This is a genomic window from Bradyrhizobium sp. Pha-3, from assembly GCF_042258325.1.
In the GTDB taxonomy this organism is placed as follows: Bacteria; Pseudomonadota; Alphaproteobacteria; order Rhizobiales; family Xanthobacteraceae; genus Bradyrhizobium; species Bradyrhizobium elkanii.
The window spans coordinates 4,957,292-4,977,469 of the sequence record NZ_CP170151.1 but is presented as its reverse complement, the minus strand read 5'-3'; the positions used below and the strand labels follow the sequence as shown (position 1 = coordinate 4,977,469).

Genomic DNA, 20,178 nt, shown 5'->3' with positions numbered 1-20,178 from the left:
ACGATCCAGAAGCGTCGTCCCGCGCGCGCTGGACGGCGGCCACGGCTCCTGCTGCAGCGGTAGAGCGTTTTCGAGCGAAGTGGATGCCGGTTCGCGTAAAGAAAACGCGTCAAAAAAGATTCTGGAGCCCCGCTCCGATCCCATCGGAACGGGGCTCTAGTCGCCCGTCAGCAAAGTGACTCCGTCACGATGCGGCTTTCGCCTCGATCTGGTCCCAAATTCGGGTCTTGCGTGTCTCGGGCATGATGAAAACCGCGATCACGAAGCACACCGCGGGAACGACAATCGGGTAGATCAGCGCGTAGCCGATGCTGCCGGTCGCTGCGAAGGCGGCCGATGTGATGAACGGCACCAATCCGCCGCCCCAACCATTGCCGATATGATACGGCACCGAGACCGAGGTGTACCTGATCCTGGCCGGGAAAAACTCCGCCAGAAACGCGCCGACCGGCCCGTACACCATCCCGACGTAGCAGACGAGGATGAAGATGATGAAGACGGCGACCGGATAGTTGATGTGTCCCGGCTGCGTGACCATGCCGAGCCACAGATACAGCGGATAGTAGGTGATCGCGGCAAGCAGCATGCCTCCGAGGATCACGGATTTGCGGCCGATCTGATCCGACAGCCAACCAAAGAAGATCAGGCTCGGCGTTGCGATCAACAGTGCGGTCCCCACGATGTAGGCCGAGGTCACCGCATCGACCTTGGAGACCTGCTGCAGGAAGTACAGTGCCCAGAATTGACCACTGTACCAGACCACGCCCTGTCCAATCAGGACGACGATCGCGATCAGGATGTACTTGATGTTGGAGCTGAGGAAAGCTTCCCGCCAGGGATTCCTGGTCATCTGTCCGCGTGCCTTGATCTCCTGGAAAATCGGCGTCTCCTGGAGCTGGAGGCGGATGTAGATGGCGATGGCCACCAGCAGGAACGAGACCAGGAACGGTACGCGCCACGCCCATTCGTCAAAGGCCTGATTGCCGGCCCAGGTTCGGGTCAGAACGATTACGGCCAGCGACACCACGATCCCGAGTGTCGGCGAGGTTTGTAGCCAGCCTGTGTAGTAGCCGCGGTGGTCATCCGGAACATGCTCGGCGACGTAGGTGATGGCGCCGCCATATTCGCCGCCCAGGCAGAGACCCTGGATCATCCGCAAGCCGAACAGAACGAATGCGGCCGTCAGGCCGATCGATTCATAGGTTGGGATGAGTCCGATCGCGCCCGTTCCCAGGCCCATTCCGCTCAAGGTAACAAGGAATGTATATTTGCGGCCGACCCGATCGCCCATCCATCCGAACAGGAAGGCGCCCAGCGGGCGGATCAGGAATCCCGCAGTGAACAGCGCGATCGTGCTCAGCAGGGCTGCGACGGGGTGGGATTGCTCAAAGAACTTGACCGACAGAACCGCGGCCAGGCTGCCAAAAATATAAAAGTCGTACCATTCAATGATGTTTCCCACTGACGCAGCCACAATCACGCGACGAAAATCGCTCGGTACTTGAATTGCCATGTGCTGCTCCTCTCAAATGCAAACGCTACGCCTCGCGTTTTTCAGCGATCTGTCCGCTCGCGGAGTGCGCGTGGTGCACGGCGTTACAGGCGAGATTTTGCGAGTTCGTCCGCAACGCCTGATCTCAGGGGAGTTGTGGCCACCTGAGAGGAGCTCCAGCGGCCTCCAAGTGCCGCGAGCCGTCACTGCCTCATCCCTGTCTCTTTGGGAGTGGAGGCATCAGGACAGTCTAATCCCAACGGGATCGGTATCTTATGAGACTTTCGGCTCGATCGATTTGACGCAGGCGGCAGCTGTGGCCCGGCGCGAGGTTGGCAAGGCGCAGGACGATCCAGGTACCCGGGCGTTGCCGGGTCCGTATTCTGCATCCGTTCCGCTAGTCGGGTGACCGGGCCATCCGCTAGCCTGCCGCCCGGCAGGGATCGCAAGCGGAATGGCGGAGCAGGGCACGACGCCGGGCGGCAAACGCGGCTACGCGGGGACGTGGCCGCCGCGCGCGGCTGCGCCGGTCGGCGGCTATCTCCCGACGCGCGTCGGCATCTGGAAGCCTTTCGTCGGGACATTGCGGCAATGGGCGCGCGCGGAGGCGGGGGCGGGCCGGTTGTTGCCGTGGGTGCCGGTGGCGTTCGGCACCGGTATCGCCTTCTATTTCGCGGCCGAGCACGAGCCGGTGCTGTCGGCCGCGGCCACCGTCGCAATCCTGCTCTGCCTCCTGGCGCTGCTGCTGCGGCGGCGCAGCGTGTTTCCGGTCATCGCGATGCTGGCCGCGGTGGCCGCGGGCTTTGCGACGGCGACCTGGAAGACGGCGCGCGTTGCCCACACGGTGCTGGCGCGGCCGATGTTCTCGGTGGCGCTGACCGGCTTCGTCGAGACGCGCGACATCCGCGAGAAGACCGATCGTTTCGTGCTGCGCGTGGTTTCGATGGAGAGCCCGCGCGACATGACGAAGCTCGATCGTGTCCGGCTCTCGGTGAAGAAGGGCACCGCGCCCGATGTCGGCAGCTTCGTTGAGTTGAAGGCGCGGCTGTTGCCGCCGCTCGGGCCGCAGCGTCCGGGCTCCTACGATTTCGGACGAGACCTGTATTTCCAGGGCATCGGCGCCTCCGGCTTCGTGATGGGCGCGGTCAAGACCAGGGAGCCGCCTGCGACCGGCGGCTTTGCGCTGCGCTACGCCGCCTTCATGCAAGGCCTGCGCGACGCCATCGACGCGCGTATTCGCACCACGCTCGACGGCGACCAGCGCGCGATCGCAACCGCGCTGCTCACCGGCCGGCGCGATGCGATCTCGACGCCGGTCAACGATGCGATGTTCATTTCGGGGCTCGGCCATGTGCTGTCGATCTCCGGCTACCATATGGCCGTGGTCGCCGGCGTCGTATTCTTCGCGGTGCGCGCGCTGCTCGCCCTGTTTCCCGCGCTGACGGCGGGGCATCCGATCAAGAAATGGGCCGCGGCGGCCGCGCTGCTCGCCGCGGCGTTCTATCTGTTGCTGTCGGGCGCGGAGGTCGCCACGCAACGGTCGTTCTTCATGACCGCCGTGGTGCTGCTCGCCGTGATCGTCGACCGCCGCGCGATCACCTTCCGTACGCTGGCGGTGGCGGCACTGATCGTGCTCGCGATCGCGCCGGAGGCGCTGGTGCATCCCAGTTTCCAGATGTCGTTTGCCGCGACGCTCGGGCTGGTGGCGCTGGTGCAGATCGGGTTGCCGAACCTATTCGCGTCGCCCGACCATTCGGCGACCGCACGGGTTGCGCTGTGGGGCGGACGTGAGCTCACGATGCTGATGCTGGCCTCGCTGGTGGCAGGGCTTGCGACGACGCCCTACGCTGCGTTCCATTTCCACCGCGTGACGCCCTACGGGCTGCTCGCCAACCTCGCGGCGATGCCTGTCGTCTCGGCGGTCGTGATGCCGGCCGGCCTGCTGGGACTCGTCGCCATGCCGTTCGGCTTCGACGGCGTGTTCTGGGCGATCATGGGGCTTGGCATCGACTGGATGATCCTGGTGACGCAATGGGTCGCCGCACTCCCGGGCGCGGTCGGCCGCATGGCGGCGTTCGGCATAGGGCCGCTGATCGCAGCGAGTGCCGGCATCATCCTGCTCGGGCTGCTGCGTACGCCGCTGCGCTGGTCAGGCGCGGTGCTGCTGCTGGTGGCCTCGGTCTGGGCGCTCAGGGTGCCGCAGCCGGACGTGCTGGTCTCCGGCGACGGGCGCAACGTCGCGGTGCGCGGCGGTGACGGGCGGCTGCATTTGATGCACAGCGCCAAGGATGCGTTCCTGGTCAAGGAGTGGCTGGCAGCGGACGCCGACGCGCGGACCGCTACCGATGCGTCGCTCGGCGAGGGCGTCTCGTGCGATGCCGGCGGTTGCGTGGCCCAGGGACCTGGCGGCGCCTTCGTCGCGCTCGCGACCCGGCCGGAGGCGCTGGCAGACGACTGCGAGCGCGCAGGCCTGATCGTGACGGCGCGGCCGGCGCCGCAGGGCTGCGCGGCATCGGTGATCGATGCCGAGCGACTGCGCCGCCACGGCGCGTTGGTGCTGCGGCGGATCAGGGACGGCTACGCCGTCGACGCGGTGAAGCCCGGCGGGATCGACCGGCCGTGGTCGCCGGCGGTTCCCGGCGACGGCGAGAGCGAGACGATGCTGCGCGCGCCCGCCGCCGCGCCGCGGCCCGCCGTGGACGCGACGCCGGCCGAGACCGATCTGCAGGGCGATGATTAGCGGTGGTCCGGCGAGGGGCCGCTCGGCAACTCGAACAGGCCGAGATGGTATTCGTCGGAGTCGGGGCCGACGTCGGGCTTCTTGACGAGGGTGAAGGAAGCCTCGGGAAATTGCTCCCAGACTTTCAGGTCGTCGGCCGTCACCGTCAGCCAACCGAACCGGAACATGTAGCGGCCCGGTTCCGTGACGCGTCCAGCCTTTTGCCAAGTGACCTTATCGACCACCGCGCACGTCCTCCGTGCCCGATGATGCGCCAAGGCGCCGGCCGACGCAAATCTCCCCATGCGCCCCGGAAGCGGAAGTCCGGGGTCGCCCGAAATTGCTTAGGTCATCCGCCGCCGAACAGCTCATTCCGCGGCACGATGCGCTCAACCCAAAAACAGCGTTGCGAATGCGGAGGGCCGCCGCTCTACAACCTTCGGCTTCTGCTCGACCGGCGGATGCAGCGCCGGCAATTGCAGCACGCTGACGCGCTGTCCCTCGACCAGCTGGGTCACCAGGACATGGCTGCCGTCGGGGAATTCGACCGCGTCATGATGCCGATCGGGCACGTCGGGCTCGACTTCGTTGAATACGCCGACGCGATAGTTCAGCGTCTTGGTCCAAATCCAGCGGCTGTCGTAGCGAACGTTCTCGGCGAAAGCGAGCTCGGTGCCCGGCAGCATGCAGACCGCGACAGTGGGATCGTTCTCCGAAGCAAAGCCGCGGGTCGACGTGCCGCGGAACGTCGTCGTGATCAGCGTCTCTCCGACAATGGCGGGGCGCGATGCCACGGCGTGCAGACTATAGTCACACATCGGATGGCTCCTCATTTCGAGGTAGCGACCCGTGCCTCTCCTTGAGGCATTAGGGCCTCTACCAGAGTGGACGATAGCGAACGAGCTTCTGCTCGTTTCTGGGCGATTGTACGACTGGTCCGAGACCGCCTCCGATCACAAACACGCGACGCTGCGCGAGAGGTATCGGAGCGCATCGGGCAGGCCGTACGCTACACTATCATGCAAGGAACGATCCGACGTGTTGCTCGTTCCCGGCCGCCGCAAGTATTTGCAATTCAGTATTTGCGATAAAGGCCGATCAGCTTGCCCTGGATGCGGACCCGGTTCGGCGGCAGGATACGCACTTCATAGGCGGTGTTGGCCGGCTCGAGCGCGATCGATGCGCCGCGGCGGCGGAAGCGCTTCAGGGTGGCTTCCTCTTCGTCGATCAGCGCCACCACGATGTCGCCGGTGTTGGCGACGTCGTTGCGCTGGATCAGCGCCATGTCGCCGTCGAGGATGCCGGCATCGACCATCGAGTCGCCGCGCACTTCGAGCGCATAGTGCTCGCCGGCGCCGAGCATGTCGGGCGGCACGCTGATGGTGTGGCTGCGGGTCTGCAGCGCCTCGATCGGCGTACCGGCGGCGATCCGGCCCATCACGGGGACCGCGACCGGACGGTTGCCGTCGTCCTCGGCGATCGGCGGCGTGCTGGCGCGCCGGCCGAGGGTGCCTTCGATGACGCTGGGCGTGAAGCCGCGGCGGCCGTTGCCGCCGCCGGCCGAGAGTTCGGGCAGCTTGATGACCTCGATGGCGCGGGCGCGGTTCGGCAGGCGGCGGATGAAGCCGCGCTCCTCCAGCGCAGTGATCAGGCGGTGGATACCGGACTTCGAGCGCAGGTCGAGCGCATCCTTCATCTCGTCGAAGGAGGGCGGTACGCCGGCCTCTTTCAGACGTTCATTGATGAAACGCAGAAGTTCGTACTGTTTGCGCGTGAGCATCTCGAGTATTCCCCCGGTTGATAGCGTCGTTCGATTCCGAGACTCTTCTGGTAGGGCCTGCAGGCGGGGCCTGACCTCAGGAGCATGTGCTCGTTGCACCTGCTTCCACACGACTTCCCGATTGTAGACACCAGTACTCGAAACAAATCATGAACGGACACTATATGTTCGATATGTGTTCCGCAACCACTTAATTTCCGGTGAACGGATCAGGCAACGCACAATCGGCGGGGCGCGAAAACCTTATTCGGGCAGTGTCAGGATCTCGCATTCGCTGCCTTGGACGGCCGCAGCCGCGAACGGCGGACGCACCAGAAGTGCCCGTGCCGCAGCGAGATTCCCGAGCAGCGACGAGTCCTGCTGCGTCACTGGCGTTGCGATCAGCGTGCCGTCCTCGCGCGCTTCGAGCCGTGCACGCAGATAGTCCTCGCGCTGGTCGTTGGCGGCGAGGTCGCGGCCGAGCAGGGCGCTCGTGCGGCGATGATGAATCACTTTCCGGCCGCTCAGCGCCCGAATCAACGGCACCAGGAACAGGAAGGCGCAGACATAGGACGACACCGGATTGCCGGGCAGACCGATCACCCGCATCGCGCCGAGCCGGCCATGCATCATCGGCTTGCCGGGCCGCATCGCAATCCGCCAGAACGTCATGTCGACGCCCTCGGCTTCCAGCGACCGCTTGACGAGATCGTGGTCGCCGACCGAGGCGCCGCCTGTCGTGATGAGGACATCGGCACCGGCCTCGCGCGCCCGGCGGATGCCGGCCGTGGTCGCCTCCACCGTGTCGGCGGCAACGCCGAGGTCGACGGTCTCGGCGCCCTCGGCGCGCGCCAGCGCCCGCAGCGCGTAGCCGTTGGAATAGACGATCTGGCCGGGGCCGGGCTGCGAGCCCGGCATCACCAGCTCGTCGCCGGTCGCCAGCACCGCGACCTTCGGGCGGCGGCGCACCGCAAGTTCCGGATAGTTCATGGCGGCCGCCAGCGACAGCGCGCGGTCGGACAGGCGGCTGCCGCCGCTGAGCAGCACCTCGCCCGCACGGAAGTCGACCCCGGCCGGGCGGATGTGCCGTCCGATGCTGGCGGTCTCCGTGATCGTGATGTGGTCGCCGTCGACGGCGGTGTCTTCCTGGATGATCACCGCGTCGGCGCCATTGGGGATCACGCCGCCGGTGAAGATCCGCACCGCCTGGCCGGCGCCGACCGTCCGCTCGAACGGCCGGCCGGCGGCGACTTCGCCGATCACCTCGAGCCGGGCCTTTAGATCAGCCGCATCCGCGGCGCGCACCGCATAGCCGTCCATCGCCGACATCGGCTGCGGCGGCTGGGTGCGCAGCGCCGCGAGGTCGTGCGCCAGGGTGCGGTGGTAGGCGGCATCGAGCGCGACCATCTCCTCCGGCAGCGGTTCGGCGCCGGCGAGGACGGCGGACAGGGCATCGGCAACCGGCATCAGGGCCACGCTCAGAGCTCCTCAATTCCCAATGTTCAAATACCAAGTGCGGTCAAAGCCCTTGCCACGTCATCCGTCGATGTCACGTGGATAGCATGAAGGCCGCGCGCCCGCGCACCTTCGATATTGGCGGCCAGGTCGTCGAAAAACAGGATCCGCGACGCCGGCACGCCGATGGCTTTTACCACATGATCGTAGGCCTCGGCGTCGGGTTTGCGGAAGCCGATGCTCGAGGACAGGAAGACGTTGCGGAAATGGCTGAGCAGCTCGGCATGGGTGACCGAGAAATGCGCGACATGGGCCGGATTGGTGTTGGAGAAGGCGTAGAGCGGCATCCGCTCGGCGGCCGCCGCGAGCAGCGGGGCGATGCCCGGCATCTCGCCGGTGAAGATCGCGTTCCAGCCTTCGAGGAACTGGGCGTCCGTGATGTTGATGCCGAGGGTCTGGCGCAGGCTTTCGAAGAACGCCGCGTCGTCGATCCGGCCGATCTCGTGATGCTTGAAACTGTCGTCGACGACAAAACGGGTGGCGAGCTCGGCGGGCGCGCAGCCGGCGTGCTGCGCCCAGTGCGCCATCACCTTGTCAAAGTTGATGTCGAGCACGACGCGGCCGATATCGAACAGCAGCACGTCGACGGCGTCGGGAGAGAATTGCGAGGTCATTGCATGAAACCGTGTACGAGAATTGCGGGCAGGCGGCAATGTCCTCGATTTCAGTGACCGGTGTGTGGATTGTACGTGGCGTTGCATTCATCGCGAGACTGTTCCCGCGCACACCACCGTCGTCCCGGCGAAGGCCGGGACCCATACACCGCGGCGGATCTTGTTGGATGCGACTCGGCGTTCCAGCGTTGCGTAACAATCTGTATTTGGGGTTATGGGTCCCGGCCTTCGCCGGGACGACGGTGAGGTTGTTTCGCGATTCAAGACGTCAAAAACCGCGGTGTCATCACCCGCATGCGCATGCGGGTGATCCAGTATTCCAGAGACGGCTGTGCTTGAGCCGAGAGGCCGCGGCGTACTGCATCGCCCGAATCTACCGGTGTCGTCCCTGCGAAAGCATACGCCGCAGCGGGTGTTGAGAACGGGACTCGTTGTCCCAGCGTCGTTCAACAATCAGCATTTGTGGTTATGGGTCCCTGCTCCCGTGCGCAATTGCGCACTAGGCAGGGACGACACCCAATATAAGGCGTCGTTTGTGGGTCGGGCAACTCAGTGGCACGCGCGCGAGCTTTCAGCGCATCAAGCGACTTGATGCTTGCCGGCGGCCGGATGCTTGCCGGCGGCTTGGTGCCCGCCGGGCGTAGCGCTCACATCCTGGACAGCGCCAGGCCGAGGTAACCGATCAGCGCGCCGGTGCTGAGAATGATGACGACGAGCGCCTGCTCCGAGCGTGCTTGCAAGGTTTTCCGGGTCACGGCGTTGGACGCTCCGTCTTCGAGATCATGCGGTCCAACGAACAGCATCGATTTCCGTTCCGGTCCTTTCCGGGGAACCTTCACGACGTGCCCATGCAGGCCGCATACCCGGCCGGGTGACGCGACGAACGCGGAGCAGGAATGCGGCTCGGCCGCCTATGAGGGCGGCGCGATCCCCGGAACGGGGAAAGCGCGGCACATTTCGACGCTGTTCGATCTCAGTCGTTTGACGACCGCTGCATCTCCCTTCGACCGGAGGGATTCCGCAATGAGTTCGGCGATGAGGCGCATTTCGGGCTCGCCCATGCCGCGCGTGGTCGCCGCCGGCGTCCCGAGGCGAATGCCGCTCGGCCTGAGCGGCGGACGCGGATCGTCGGGAATGATCTGCTTGTTTGCGGTGATCCCGACGGCGTCGAGGATGTTCTCGGCCGCGCCGCCGTCCAGGCCGACACTGGCCACCGTATCCACGACCATCATGTGATTGTCGGTTCCACCGGTGATCAACGTCATGCCGCGTTCCATCAACGCTTCGGCCAGGACCTTCGCGTTGCGCATGACCAGTCTTGAATAGGCCTGAAAATCGGACGTCGATGCCTTCTTCAGCGTGACCGCGGTTCCGGCCACAACGTTCATGTGCGGCCCGCCCTGCAAACCCGGGAACACCGACGCGTCGATCTTGCCGGCGAACTCCCGGCGACAAAGAACGATGCCGCCGCGCGGCCCGCGAAGCGTCTTGTGCGATGTCGTCGTCATCACCTCGAAACCCGCATCGAGCGGATTGCGCAAGGCGTTGCCGGCGATCAGGCCGCCGTAATGGCTGACGTCGGCCATCGTCAGTGCACCCACCTCATCTGCGATGCTCTTGAAGGACGCATAATCCAGATCGCGCGGATAGGAGCTGTAGCCGCAGAGCACCAGCTTCGGACGGACGTGCCGGGCCATGGCGCGGAGCTCATCGAAATCGATGGCGCCGCCGCTTGACGGCTGCGTCTTGTAGCGGGCGAAGTTGAAGAGCCGCCCCATGTGCGACACGGGCGCGCCATGGGTGAGATGGCCGCCGTGTGACAGGTCCATCGCCAATATCGTATCGCCGGGCTGCAGCAGGCCGAGATACACGGCCTGGTTCATTGGCGACCCGGACAGAGGCTGAACGTTGGCATGTTCGGCGCGGAACAGCGCGCAAGCTCGCTGTCGGGCAAGGTTCTCTATCTGGTCGGTAAATTCCTGGCCGCCGTAATAGCGGCGTCCCGGATAGCCCTCGGAATACTTGTTGGTGAACACCGATCCAAGCAGCTCGAGAACCTCGGGATAGGTGTAGTTCTCCGACGGAATCAGCTCGACGCCGTCTTGCTGGCGGCGCTCTTCGCCCTCGAGCGCAAGGGCAACTTCCGAATCGTTGAGGTGGAGTTCATTGCGGAATGACGGCATGGTCCGGGCTCCCTAAGACGCTGGATCATCAGCTGAACGGGTTGCCCAGGCGAACGGCGCTAGAACCCTTCGCGCTTCACCGTGGTCAATTCCACGTAAGCTCGCCAGTCGCGCGAGGGGCGAATGAGCCTGCAGCTCATCGCGAGCAGGAGGCTATCCAATCCCCGGCGCGCTCGCAAGGGTTGGTCGCTGCCGCTGACGCGGGCTCAGCGTTCGCCGAGATCGAGCTGCGTCAGGATGCCTTGCCGCAGCGCGAGGCGGACCAACTCGATATCGGTGCCGACGCCGAGCTTGTCCTTGATCAGGGAATGCAGGTTCGCGACCGTCTTGGGGCTGAGGTGCAGCGCCTCGGCGATCTCCTCGGTGGTGTTTTCCGCGAGCAGCATCCGCAGCACCTCGAATTCCCGCGCGGTCAGGAGGTCGGCAGCCTTGGTCTCGCCGGCAAGGTGGCTGAGCGCGAGCTCGTGGTCGATATCCGGGCTGATCGCGATCTTGCCCGACAGCGCATCCATCACGGCGTGCACCAGCGTCTCCGGCGGGCTGGTCTTGGTGACATAGCCGCTCGCGCCGGCGCGGATCGCCTGCACGGCAAAGGCCGCGTTCTGGTGCATGGTGAACACCAGGATTTTTGCGCGCCTGTCCCACTGCCGCAGGCGGCGGATGGCCTCGATGCCGCCGATGCCGGGCATCGACAGGTCCATGATGACGAGGTCGGGCCCGGTCTCCTTGTAGAGACGGTAGGCCTCGACGCCGTCGGAGGCTTCGGCGACGACGCAGAGGCCCGGCTGCTTCTGCAGCATCGCGCGGTAGCCCTCCCGGACGACGGCGTGGTCGTCGACCAGCATGATGGTTCGCGCCGCATGGCTCATGCCGCGCGCTCCACCGGTGCGGCCTCTCGGTTGGCCGCGACGGGAACGATGACGCGGAGCGAGGAGCCGCTCGGCTGTCCGGTCTCGAAGCTGAGCCGCCCACCCAGCGCGGCGACCCGTTCGCGCATGCCGAGCAGGCCGAGGCCTGACTTGAGCTGGGGATCGCCTTGCGGATCGCCGGGCTGACCGTCATCGTCGATCGCGAGCACGATCGCGCCGCCGCCGGGCGCCGCCTCGCGCATCTCAAGCCGCAGCATCACGCGCGTGGCGCCGGCATGCTTGGCGGCGTTGGTGAGCGCCTCCTGCACGATGCGGTAGAGATTGGCGCTGACGGAGGCGGCAAGGCGCTCGAACGATCCCGATATGGTGATCTCGAACCGTGGCTGTCCCCGGCTGCGGCCGTTCCAGCCGGCGACCAGGCCCTCCAGGCTGGCCGCAAGTCCGAGTTCGTCGACATCGGGCGGGCGGAGCCGGAAGAGGGCGCCGCGCAACGTCTCCATCATGTCGGACGCGGTCCGCGCGATGCCGTCGCATTCGGCGAGCAAAGGCGGGCAATCCGCCGCCGCGGTCTGGCGCGCCGAGGCGGCGAGCGCACGGATGGCGGCCAGCGACTGCCCGAACTCGTCATGCAGCTCGCGCGCGAGGTGCCGGCGCTCCTCGTCCTGCACCAGGATCAGTTTCTGCGTCAGCGCGTTGCGGTCGGAGAGCGCGGCGGCGAGGCGCTCGGCGAGCTGGTTGAAGACGTCGCCGATCGCCGACAGTTCGGCGAGATCGAACGCCGGCAGGCGCGCGGCGAGGTCGCCTGCGGCGATCCGCTCGAGCCCGTCGCGGATCTGCCGCGTCGGACGCAGCGCGCGCGCCAGCGCCGCATAGACCAAAGCGCAGAGCAGCGGCAGCGCGATCATGAACACCGCCATCAGCCGGCCGGCATCGTGCCAGGCCTCGGCGGTCGGCACCGCTGGATCGATCCAGGCCACCGCTTCGCCGATGGCGTTGCCGCGCGAAACCACCTGCCGCACCGCCTCGCGGCCGGGATCGAACAGGCGGCGATAGAGCGCTGCGAAGGCCAGCGGCGGCGCGGCCGTGTCAGTCTGCGCGCCGCCGCAGAAGCGTTGGCTGATCTCGCCGCTATTGCTGCGAAAGGCGATGCAGAGTCCCGGCGTCATGACCGTAGCGGCAACGCTGTCGAGATCGGGAAAGTCGGAACGCGCATTATTCAGCCACTGGATCTTGCTCTGCTGCAGCTCCAGCGTCTTGGCGGCGACATCGGCAACCGCCGCGATCCGCCCGCGCACCGAGCGGTCGGCCTCGATCAGGAAATAGCCGGAGATGACGGCAAAGCACAGCGTCGAGACGATCGCCACGCGCAACGTCAGCCGCAGTTTCAGATCGCTTCCGGACCAATTCCACATTGGCGTATCCTCAAGGTCGCAGACGAGCCTCAGTGCGCGATCGCGGGCAGGGCCGTCAGGCACATTAAACGGCAGAACGGAGGCGCCGAGAAGCGCCGCTATCGGCGCGGACCATCGTCGTGAAATTTTCCCGGCACCGGGCGGGAGGCGCTCCGCTGCGGCGCGGAGGCCCGCCGGCCTAGGCTGCGACCGACCCGCCCGCACCAGCAGCTGAAAGGCCCCAATCATGCGTCAGCCCCGTCTCGTCCTGCTCTCTGTTGCCTTGATCGGCCTGCTGGCCGGAATCTGTCCTCTGCGCGCCGAGACCGGCGCCGCGACGGTGTTCCCGGTTGGCGTCAGCATCGACGATTTCGGCTATGTTGATACGTCGGGCGAGGTAAACGACCAGACCGCTGCGCACCAGAGGCGGCTGGATGCGTTGATGCGGACGCTGCGCGCCGATGTCGCCGCGGAGCCGCACTATCGCCTGGTGCCATCGACGGCGCCTGCGGGCGAGGCCCGGATCAAGGTTATCGGCGGCGTGCAGAAGATGAGCACGCTGATCCAGTGGGCCAAGGTGGCGGTCATCGACGTCAGCGCAAGCCAGGTGCTCTACGAGAAGCTCTACACGTTTCGTGGCGACACTGACGAGGCATGGGACCACGCGGCGATGTTCGTGTCGCGCGAGGTGCGCCGCGCCCTTGCGGCCGCACTGCCGCCGGCGCAGACCGCCGCTGCGGCGCCGATCGGGCTTGCGGTGTTCGAATTCGAGCTTGAGGATACCTCGGCGGCAACCGCGTCCGGCCTTGCCGGCTCCGATGCAGCCTATCTCGCCGATGTCACGAAGGGCGTGCGTGACCGCATTGCGCAGTCGGGCCGCTACCGCCTGGTCGATACCGGCGGCGCGACCGCGGAGCCCGTCAAGGCACATGCGCTGCGCGACTGCGACGGCTGCGAGGCCGCGATCGCGCAACAGCTCGGTGCCGATCAGTCGCTGATCGGCGTGATCAGGCGGGTCAGCCGGACCGAATACACGATCGGCTTCCAGCTGCGCGACGCCCGCAGCGGCGCGGTCGTCTCACGCGGCGACAGCGGCCTGCGGATGGGCGCCGATTATTCCTGGACCCGTGGCGCGGTCCGCCTGGTCGGCGACCGCCTGCTCGAGGGCGGGGCGCAGCGCTAGGGATGCGTCGCGGCCGCGGCTGCAACCTTGGCAGGCGGACCATAGCAAAGTGCGATAGCTGCTAGACACACCGTCATCTGGCTACGGGCTCACGCGTGCGCTATCACCGCCGTCTGATCACCGCACAGGAGCCGCCGATGCGTTTGCCCGCCATCCTCTTCGCTCTCATGTTCGCCGCGGGCCCCGCGGCCGCCGAGGAGCTGTCGGGCACGCTGCAGAAGATCAAGGAAACGAAGAAGGTCACGCTCGGCTTTCAGGAGGCTTCCGTTCCCTTCAGCTATCTCGACGACAATCAGCGGCCGATCGGCTTTGCGCTCGACATCTGCCTGAAGATCGTCGATGCCGCGAAGAAGGAGCTCGGCGTATCCGACATCGCCGTCGACTACCTCCCGGTGACCTCGTCGAACCGCATTCCGCTGATGGTCAATGGTACGATCGATTTGCATTGCTCGGCGACCACCAACAGCGCGGACCGCCAGAAGCAGGTGACCTTCACCAACACGCACTTCCTCAGCGCGACACGATTTGCCGCCAAGAAATCCGCAGGCATCAACACGATCGACGATCTCAAGGGGAAGTCGGTCACCGCTGTTGCGGGCTCGGTGAACCTCACGCAGCTCATCAAGGTCAACACCGAACGCAAGCTCGGCATCAACGTTCTGCCGGCCAAGGATCAGGCCGAGGCGTTTTTGATGCTGGAGACCGATCGCGCCCAGGCCTACGCGCTCGACGACGTCCAGCTTGCCGTTGCGATCGCGCGATCGAAGCAGCCTTCGCTCTACATGATCAGCGAGGAGGCCTTCTCGAAGGCAGAGCCGTTCGGAATCATGCTGCGCAGGGAGGACACCCCGTTCAAGACGCTCGCCGACCGCGCCACGGCGGAGCTCTACAAGAGCCCCGAGATCGAGGTCATGTACAGGAAGTGGCTGGAAGCGCCGACCCCGCCGAAAGGTATCAATTACAACGTGCCGATGTCGCCGGCGCTGCGCCACGCGTTCGCCAATCCGAGCTCGAGCTTCGATCCCGATGTGTACGAGGTCGGCAAGTAGCAGAAAGTAGCCCGCATGAGCAAAGCGACATGCGGGTAAGGTCCAGCTTGAATCGATGGCGGGACCCCGGATATCGCGCTCGCTCATCCGGGCTACAATTGGCCGACAGGGCGGCGGAAAACAGATCGCCGCGTCCAGCCATCAATCCATGGAACGGCTTTTCGCGCGCATGGCGAAAAACGAAATAGCGTCTCATATACATCGGGCGGTTTTCTCTTAAGCTCGCAGCAGTTGTGACTGTTGTTCAGGAGCTCAAGCCGGTGACTACGCCATTTTCGCTCTCGCGACGTTCTGCGCTCGGCGTGCTTGCCGGAAGTCTGATCACCGGCGGTGCGCGCGCGGAAACCGGGGCGGGGGGCGGCACCGATCTCAGCGGCGTTACATTGCGCGTTGCCTACTACAAGGGCGGCTGGCGACAGCTGTTGCAGGCCGCGGGCGAGGACAAGACGCCGTACAGGATCGAGTGGAAGGAGCTCAACAACGGTGTGCTCCACATCGAGGCCTTGAACGGCGACGCGCTCGACATCGGTTCGGGCAGCGAGATTCCGGCGATGTTCGCGGCGCGCCAGAATGCCAAGGTGCGCTTCGTCGCCGTCACCCATGAGGATCTCAACATCCAGGTCACGGTGGCGGCGAAAGACGCGCCGATCCATTCGATCGCTGATCTCAAGGGAAAGCGCGTCGGCTATGTGCGCGCGACCACGGCGCATTATTTCCTCGCCAAGCAACTCGAGGAAGCCGGCCTTGCGTTTGGCGATATCGAGGCCATCAATCTGACGCCGTCCGACGGCTATTCGGCGTTCGCCTCCGGCAAGCTCGATGCCTGGGCGATCTACGGTTATAACGGGCAACTCGCGATCGCCAAGCAGGGCGCGCGGCTGCTCAAGACCGGCGCCGGCTATCTCTCGGGGAATTTCCCGATCTACGCCAATCCGAAGGCGGTCGACGATCCGCTGCGTCACGCGGCCGTGAGCGATCTGCTGCTGCGGATCCAGCGCGCTTATGCGTTCGCCAACAAGAATTTTCCGGTGTATGCGGCCGCGCAGGTGGCGGAGACGCATCTGCCGTTGCAGGACATCCTCGACCAGTTCGCCCGTCGCAGCGACGACTTCGCGCTCGCCGGGGTGACGCCTGACGTGCCGGAGACGCACCAGAAGGTCGCCGACACCTTCCTCAAGCTCGGCGTGCTCGACGCTCGCGCGGAGGTTGGAAAATTCTGGGACACCAGCTTCAACGAGGCGATCGCGGCAGGTGCGGCGAGGCTCGCGAAGCTCTGACCGCGATCTGTATAGGCTACGTCATTTGCGGCCCGCCCGCGCAAATCGATTGTGGTTCTCGGAGATCGTGCACTCATCCCGCGACCAACAGCAGTCCGCGTGCACCTCCAATGATTTACGGCCCCAGCGTGACGGCTGGGGCCGCAGGGGTGGTGTGTGCCTCTGGGGCAATGAATCAGAGGACAGCCTCTGAACCGCACACCGATGACTATGTTCCAACCGGCTGCGGCCGGCCGTGCCATGCTGCCATGCAGACTGAGAAGCTTGCGGACCGCGTCAGGTCCGTACCATCATGACGTCGGCCGGCCCGAATCGAATGCGGGCCCGGTGGACGCCCCCCAGCGTCGGCTCTCGGCCCCAAAGGGTGTCGGGGTCACATTTCCGCTTGCAGCTGATTTTTTCCGTTATGCCGATTGTTCTGCGGAGCCGACATTGAACCACGACGCATTGGCCAAGCTCACCGTCACCATCATTGTCCTGGTCGCGTTGCTGGTATGGCGCGTCGCCGACCAGAAGAAGTCGATTGAATGCGGAGCAAATTGCCCCACCGACCTCTCCGCGAGCCGGAAGGCCGCTCAATAATATCTCAACGACGCGATCAATTGCCGGTTTCGAACCGGCGCCGATCGGGCCCAGCGAGCTTTGTCGGCGCCATTCCGGGTTACGGCCGCCTGGTCGGCATGCGCGCCGCCTAGCGCTTTGCGGGTGGGCCGCTCTTGTTGCCGGGCTGTCCCTTGATGTTCGAGGAATCCTGTTCCTGGACATGCAGGTTTTGCGAGTTCGAACCGACCGTGCCTTGCTTGGCGGGCGGCCCGCTCTTGTTGCCCGGCGCGCCGGCGATCCCGGTTCCGGAACTCTGAGCGCTCGGAGACGTCGCGGCATCTGGGGAACCGGCGGCGGTATCGGGGCGTCCGGGAGGCGTTGCGGCCGCGCCGGGCTTGTCCTGATCGCCGACATAGCCGGATTCGCCGGAGTTGCGGGTCTTGGCGCCCTTGTCGGCTTCGTTCTGCAGGTTCTGGGCAACCGCGTGTTGCACCAGGATCGGGCCGGTTGCCATGGCACCGGCGATGAGCAGTGCGATTGTGCGGGTCCTCATAAGTGTCCCTCCTCTGGGTTGCCGGGGACAACACGCATCGCGATCATCATTTCCTATGCGTGCGAAAAATCGCCGCGAGGGAACAGGCATGGCGAACGTGTCGCGGCCAGCTTCGGCGCTGCCATGCCGCGATCCATTTGAGCGGCCAATTGCGGCCGCCGGCGCGCCCCTATCGGCCATCGCGCGGTGCGTATATCGTCCGCGCCAAACACAAGATCGGTCCCGCGCGCCGGGTAACGACGCATGATGAGGAAGCGATGTCCGACAAGCTGCTGTTTTCGCCAATGACCATCCGCGGCGTCACGTTGAAGAACCGCATCGTGGTGCCGCCGATGCACCAGTATTCCGCCGAGAAGGGCTTTCCGACCGACTGGCATCTGATGAATGCCGGCAAGTTCGCCGCCGGCGGCGCCGGTCTCGTGATCGTCGAATCGACCAAGGTCGAGCGGCGCGGCTGCGGCACGATCGGCGATCTCGGCATCTGGGACGACAAGTTCATCGCGCCGCTCAGCCGCCTGGTGGGCTTCATCAAGCAGCAGAACGCGGTCGCCGGCATCCAGCTCGGCCATTCCGGCCGCAAGGCGCGTGCGAGCCGGCCCTGGGAGGGCGATCGCCCGCTCGAACGCACCGCCGAGATCGAGGATTGGGATGCCTGGACGCCGGTGGCGCCGAGCGCGATCGCCCATAGCGAGCGCTGGCCGGTGCCGCGCGCGCTGGACACGCACGAGGTGAAGGACCTCGTCGCGGCCTGGGGGCAGGCGGCACGACGCGCGCATCAGGCAGGGTTCGAGGTGCTGGAACTGCACGGCGCCCATGGCTATCTCGTGCACGAATTCCTCTCCGGCCGCTCCAACCAGCGCAGCGACGAATATGGCGGCTCGGAAGCCAACCGGATGCGCTTCCTGATCGAGGTCACCGAGGCGGTGCGGGCGCACTGGCCGGATCACAAGCCGCTGTTCGTGCGGCTGTCGGTCGAGGACAATGCCGGCTGGGGCCCGGAGCAGAGCGCCCGGCTCGCCAGGATCCTGAAAGCCAAGGACGTCGATGTGATCGACTGCTCATCGGGCGGAATCAGCGAGATGGCGCCGATCCTGGGTAAGGAGATCAAATACAACTATCAGGTGCCGCTCGCGGAATATGTCCGCGCCCATGCCGATATCATGACCATGGCGGTCGGCCTGATCATCCACGGGGACCAGGCCGAACAAATCCTGCGTGATAAACAAGCAGATTTGATCGCCGTCGGCCGGGAAATCCTCAATAACCCGAACTGGCCGATGGACGCCGCGCTCAAGCTCGGCGTCGAGGGGCCGTTCCGCAATGTTCCTCCGCAGTTCGGCTATTGGCTGGGCACGCGGGCCAAGCGCGGATTCGGCACCCAACCGTCGACCTGGCAGAACGGGTTGCAGGAGACTGGGCCAAAGGCCGACGAAAGGCTGACAGGGGGCTGACAGGAGGCCGATCCGGGCACCGTGACAGGACCGTAATGGTCCGGTGACAAGGCGGCCTTGATCCGACCAAAAAGCCGTTGTGTGGTGCCCCGCGTCGGGGTGGGGCCGAATGTTGCGAAACGTTGCCGGCCGTTAGCGAAGGGATCACGGATAATGCGCAAACATGTTGGCTTCTTGCTCGGGACGGTCGCGGGCGCGTGTCTCACCCTGCTCGTGGCCTCGCCGCAGGGCGCGCATCTGTTCGCCGTCGCCAATGCCGCCGCGCATTCCGACAACAGCAACACCTATTCGCAGCTCAATCTGTTCGGCGAGGTGTTCGAGAAGGTCAAGACCGACTACGTCGAGAAGCCCGAGGACTCCAAGCTCGTCGAGGGAGCGATCAACGGCATGATCTCCTCGCTCGATCCGCACTCCCGCTACATGAACGAGAAGGGCTGGGCGGAGATGCAGGAGACCACGCATGGCGAGTTCGGCGGGCTCGGCATCGAGGTCACCATGGAGGACGGCTTCGTCAAGGTGGTGGCGCCGATCGACGACACGCCAGCCTCGCGCGCCGGCATCATGTCGGGCGACGTGATCACCTCGATCGACGACGACCAGATCCAGGGCATGACGCTCGATCAGGCCGTCAACAAGATGAAGGGCGCGCCCAACAGCTCGATCCGGCTGAAGATCATCCGCAAGGATGCCGACAAGCCGATCGAGGTCTCGATCGTCAGAGAGATCATCCGCGTGCGTCCCGTGAAGTATCACGTCGAGGGCGGCGACATCGGCTATATCAGGATCACCTCGTTCAACGAGCAGACCACCGAGGGCCTGCGCAAGGCGATCGGCGAGATCCAGAAGCAGGTGCCGCAGGACAAGCTCGCCGGCTACGTCGTCGACCTCCGCAACAATCCCGGCGGCCTGCTCGACCAGGCGGTCTCGGTGACCTCGACCCTGATGCAGCGCGGCGAGGTGGTCTCGACCCGCGGCCGCAATCCCGAGGAAACCCAGCGCTTCACCGCGCATGGCGGCGACATGACCAAGGGCAAGCCGCTCGTCGTCTTGATCAATGGCGGCTCGGCATCGGCCTCCGAGATCGTCGCCGGCGCGCTGCACGACCACAAGCGCGCGACCCTGATCGGGACCCGCTCGTTCGGCAAGGGCTCGGTGCAGACCATCATTCCGCTCGGCACCGGCAACGGTGCGCTGGCGCTGACCACGGCGCGCTATTTCACCCCGTCGGGCCATTCGATCCAGGCGCTTGGCATCAAGCCCGACATCGAGGTGCTGCAGGACGTGCCGGACGAGTTCAAGACCCGCTCGGAAATCAAGGGCGAGGCCTCGATGCGCGGCCATCTCTCCGCCGAGGGCGCCGAGCAGACCGGCTCGCAGTCCTATGTCCCGCCGGACGAGAAGAATGACAAGGCGCTGGCTGCCGCGTTCAACCAGCTGCGCGGCGTTACCGTCAATGCCGATGCCAAGAACGCCGACACCAAGGCCGCGCAGAAGCGGCCGGTGCCGAACTAGAACCTGACACATGTAGCCCGGATGGAGCGAAGCGAAATCCGGGAGCTGTCTGCGCGTTTGCAAGGTCC

General features: G+C 65.5%; 18 protein-coding genes and 1 riboswitch. Of the genes, 7 read left to right on the top strand and 11 right to left on the bottom strand.

Features of this window, described 5'->3' with window-relative positions; genetic code table 11:
* Positions 1–184: 184 nt before the first annotated feature.
* A complete protein-coding gene (locus ACE10X_RS23355; RefSeq protein ID WP_375762945.1) occupies positions 185–1,513 on the bottom strand; it encodes an MFS transporter in 1,329 nt (442 codons plus the stop codon).
* A 433-nt stretch (positions 1,514–1,946) separates the two neighbouring features.
* Between ACE10X_RS23355 and ACE10X_RS23350 the strand changes: the two genes are divergently transcribed.
* Positions 1,947–4,232 carry a ComEC/Rec2 family competence protein gene (locus ACE10X_RS23350; RefSeq protein ID WP_304555319.1) on the top strand — a complete coding sequence of 762 codons (2,286 nt, stop codon included), beginning with the start codon at positions 1,947–1,949 and terminating at the stop codon, positions 4,230–4,232.
* On the opposite strand, the gene ACE10X_RS23345 is transcribed toward ACE10X_RS23350, so the two are convergent.
* From ACE10X_RS23345 to ACE10X_RS23305, 9 genes are all read right to left on the bottom strand, one after another.
* The gene (locus ACE10X_RS23345; protein ID WP_038385125.1) at positions 4,229–4,456 is read right to left on the bottom strand and encodes a hypothetical protein; all 228 of its coding nucleotides are present in this window, start codon (positions 4,454–4,456) and stop codon (positions 4,229–4,231) included. The genes ACE10X_RS23350 and ACE10X_RS23345 overlap by 4 nt on opposite strands.
* Before the next feature lie 144 nt (positions 4,457–4,600).
* Positions 4,601–5,029 carry a hypothetical protein gene (locus ACE10X_RS23340; RefSeq protein ID WP_026192810.1) on the bottom strand — a complete coding sequence of 143 codons (429 nt, stop codon included), beginning with the start codon at positions 5,027–5,029 and terminating at the stop codon, positions 4,601–4,603.
* Between the two features lie 257 nt (positions 5,030–5,286).
* On the bottom strand, positions 5,287–5,991 hold the full coding sequence (gene lexA / locus ACE10X_RS23335) for a transcriptional repressor LexA (RefSeq protein WP_016841600.1): 705 nt from the start codon (positions 5,989–5,991) through the stop codon (positions 5,287–5,289).
* A gap of 243 nt (positions 5,992–6,234) precedes the next feature.
* Entirely contained in the window at positions 6,235–7,446 is a 1,212-nt protein-coding gene (glp, locus tag ACE10X_RS23330) for a gephyrin-like molybdotransferase Glp (protein ID WP_304555320.1), read from the bottom strand.
* A 26-nt stretch (positions 7,447–7,472) separates the two neighbouring features.
* Positions 7,473–8,099 (bottom strand): HAD family phosphatase, encoded by a 627-nt coding sequence (locus ACE10X_RS23325; protein WP_038385129.1) that lies wholly within the window; start codon positions 8,097–8,099, stop codon positions 7,473–7,475.
* Between the two features lie 647 nt (positions 8,100–8,746).
* Positions 8,747–8,902, bottom strand: a complete 156-nt coding sequence (locus ACE10X_RS23320) for a hypothetical protein (protein ID WP_162832422.1) — start codon at positions 8,900–8,902, stop codon at positions 8,747–8,749.
* 108 nt (positions 8,903–9,010) lie between these two features.
* Positions 9,011–10,282, bottom strand: a complete 1,272-nt coding sequence (gene glyA, locus ACE10X_RS23315; protein ID WP_038385130.1) for a serine hydroxymethyltransferase — start codon at positions 10,280–10,282, stop codon at positions 9,011–9,013.
* 36 nt (positions 10,283–10,318) lie between these two features.
* A riboswitch (ZMP/ZTP riboswitch) is annotated at positions 10,319–10,404 on the bottom strand.
* 84 nt (positions 10,405–10,488) lie between these two features.
* Complete coding sequence (locus ACE10X_RS23310; RefSeq protein ID WP_038385131.1) at positions 10,489–11,151, bottom strand: response regulator transcription factor; 663 nt, start codon at positions 11,149–11,151, stop codon at positions 10,489–10,491.
* On the bottom strand, positions 11,148–12,563 hold the full coding sequence (locus ACE10X_RS23305) for a sensor histidine kinase (protein WP_038385132.1): 1,416 nt from the start codon (positions 12,561–12,563) through the stop codon (positions 11,148–11,150). Before ACE10X_RS23305 ends, ACE10X_RS23310 begins: the two co-directional genes overlap by 4 nt.
* A 226-nt stretch (positions 12,564–12,789) precedes the next feature.
* Here ACE10X_RS23305 and ACE10X_RS23300 point away from each other — a divergent pair, with 226 nt between their 5' ends.
* The 4 genes from ACE10X_RS23300 to ACE10X_RS23285 all read left to right on the top strand — a co-directional run bounded on the left by ACE10X_RS23300 (position 12,790) and on the right by ACE10X_RS23285 (position 16,633).
* On the top strand, positions 12,790–13,725 hold the full coding sequence (locus tag ACE10X_RS23300) for a DUF3280 domain-containing protein (RefSeq protein ID WP_038385133.1): 936 nt from the start codon (positions 12,790–12,792) through the stop codon (positions 13,723–13,725).
* Positions 13,726–13,862: 137 nt separating this feature from the next.
* Positions 13,863–14,774, top strand: coding sequence for an amino acid ABC transporter substrate-binding protein (locus ACE10X_RS23295; protein WP_038385138.1), 912 nt, complete (start codon positions 13,863–13,865; stop codon positions 14,772–14,774).
* Positions 14,775–15,034: 260 nt separating this feature from the next.
* Positions 15,035–16,051 carry an ABC transporter substrate-binding protein gene (locus tag ACE10X_RS23290; RefSeq protein WP_244435814.1) on the top strand — a complete coding sequence of 339 codons (1,017 nt, stop codon included), beginning with the start codon at positions 15,035–15,037 and terminating at the stop codon, positions 16,049–16,051.
* Between the two features lie 432 nt (positions 16,052–16,483).
* Complete coding sequence (locus ACE10X_RS23285; RefSeq protein ID WP_018271828.1) at positions 16,484–16,633, top strand: hypothetical protein; 150 nt, start codon at positions 16,484–16,486, stop codon at positions 16,631–16,633.
* Positions 16,634–16,742: 109 nt separating this feature from the next.
* Here ACE10X_RS23285 and ACE10X_RS23280 read toward each other — a convergent pair whose 3' ends face one another.
* On the bottom strand, positions 16,743–17,147 hold the full coding sequence (locus ACE10X_RS23280; RefSeq protein WP_038385135.1) for a hypothetical protein: 405 nt from the start codon (positions 17,145–17,147) through the stop codon (positions 16,743–16,745).
* Between the two features lie 257 nt (positions 17,148–17,404).
* Between ACE10X_RS23280 and ACE10X_RS23275 the strand changes: the two genes are divergently transcribed.
* Positions 17,405–18,598: an NADH:flavin oxidoreductase/NADH oxidase gene (locus tag ACE10X_RS23275; RefSeq protein WP_375762944.1), complete on the top strand. Its 1,194-nt coding sequence runs from the start codon at positions 17,405–17,407 to the stop codon at positions 18,596–18,598.
* A gap of 153 nt (positions 18,599–18,751) precedes the next feature.
* Entirely contained in the window at positions 18,752–20,110 is a 1,359-nt protein-coding gene (locus ACE10X_RS23270; RefSeq protein ID WP_038385136.1) for a S41 family peptidase, read from the top strand.
* The last annotated feature ends 68 nt before the right edge of the window (positions 20,111–20,178 follow it).

Coding starts and splice junctions, on each gene's coding strand:
- ACE10X_RS23355 (WP_375762945.1), bottom strand. CDS start 1,513: ATGGCAATTCAAGTACCGAGCGATTTTCGTCGCGTGATTGTGGCTGCG.
- ACE10X_RS23350 (WP_304555319.1), top strand. CDS start 1,947: ATGGCGGAGCAGGGCACGACGCCGGGCGGCAAACGCGGCTACGCGGGG.
- ACE10X_RS23340 (WP_026192810.1), bottom strand. CDS start 5,029: ATGTGTGACTATAGTCTGCACGCCGTGGCATCGCGCCCCGCCATTGTC.
- lexA (WP_016841600.1), bottom strand. CDS start 5,991: ATGCTCACGCGCAAACAGTACGAACTTCTGCGTTTCATCAATGAACGT.
- ACE10X_RS23325 (WP_038385129.1), bottom strand. CDS start 8,099: ATGACCTCGCAATTCTCTCCCGACGCCGTCGACGTGCTGCTGTTCGAT.
- ACE10X_RS23320 (WP_162832422.1), bottom strand. CDS start 8,902: ATGCTGTTCGTTGGACCGCATGATCTCGAAGACGGAGCGTCCAACGCC.
- glyA (WP_038385130.1), bottom strand. CDS start 10,282: ATGCCGTCATTCCGCAATGAACTCCACCTCAACGATTCGGAAGTTGCC.
- ACE10X_RS23310 (WP_038385131.1), bottom strand. CDS start 11,151: ATGAGCCATGCGGCGCGAACCATCATGCTGGTCGACGACCACGCCGTC.
- ACE10X_RS23305 (WP_038385132.1), bottom strand. CDS start 12,563: ATGTGGAATTGGTCCGGAAGCGATCTGAAACTGCGGCTGACGTTGCGC.
- ACE10X_RS23300 (WP_038385133.1), top strand. CDS start 12,790: ATGCGTCAGCCCCGTCTCGTCCTGCTCTCTGTTGCCTTGATCGGCCTG.
- ACE10X_RS23295 (WP_038385138.1), top strand. CDS start 13,863: ATGCGTTTGCCCGCCATCCTCTTCGCTCTCATGTTCGCCGCGGGCCCC.
- ACE10X_RS23280 (WP_038385135.1), bottom strand. CDS start 17,147: ATGAGGACCCGCACAATCGCACTGCTCATCGCCGGTGCCATGGCAACC.
- ACE10X_RS23275 (WP_375762944.1), top strand. CDS start 17,405: ATGTCCGACAAGCTGCTGTTTTCGCCAATGACCATCCGCGGCGTCACG.
- ACE10X_RS23270 (WP_038385136.1), top strand. CDS start 18,752: ATGCGCAAACATGTTGGCTTCTTGCTCGGGACGGTCGCGGGCGCGTGT.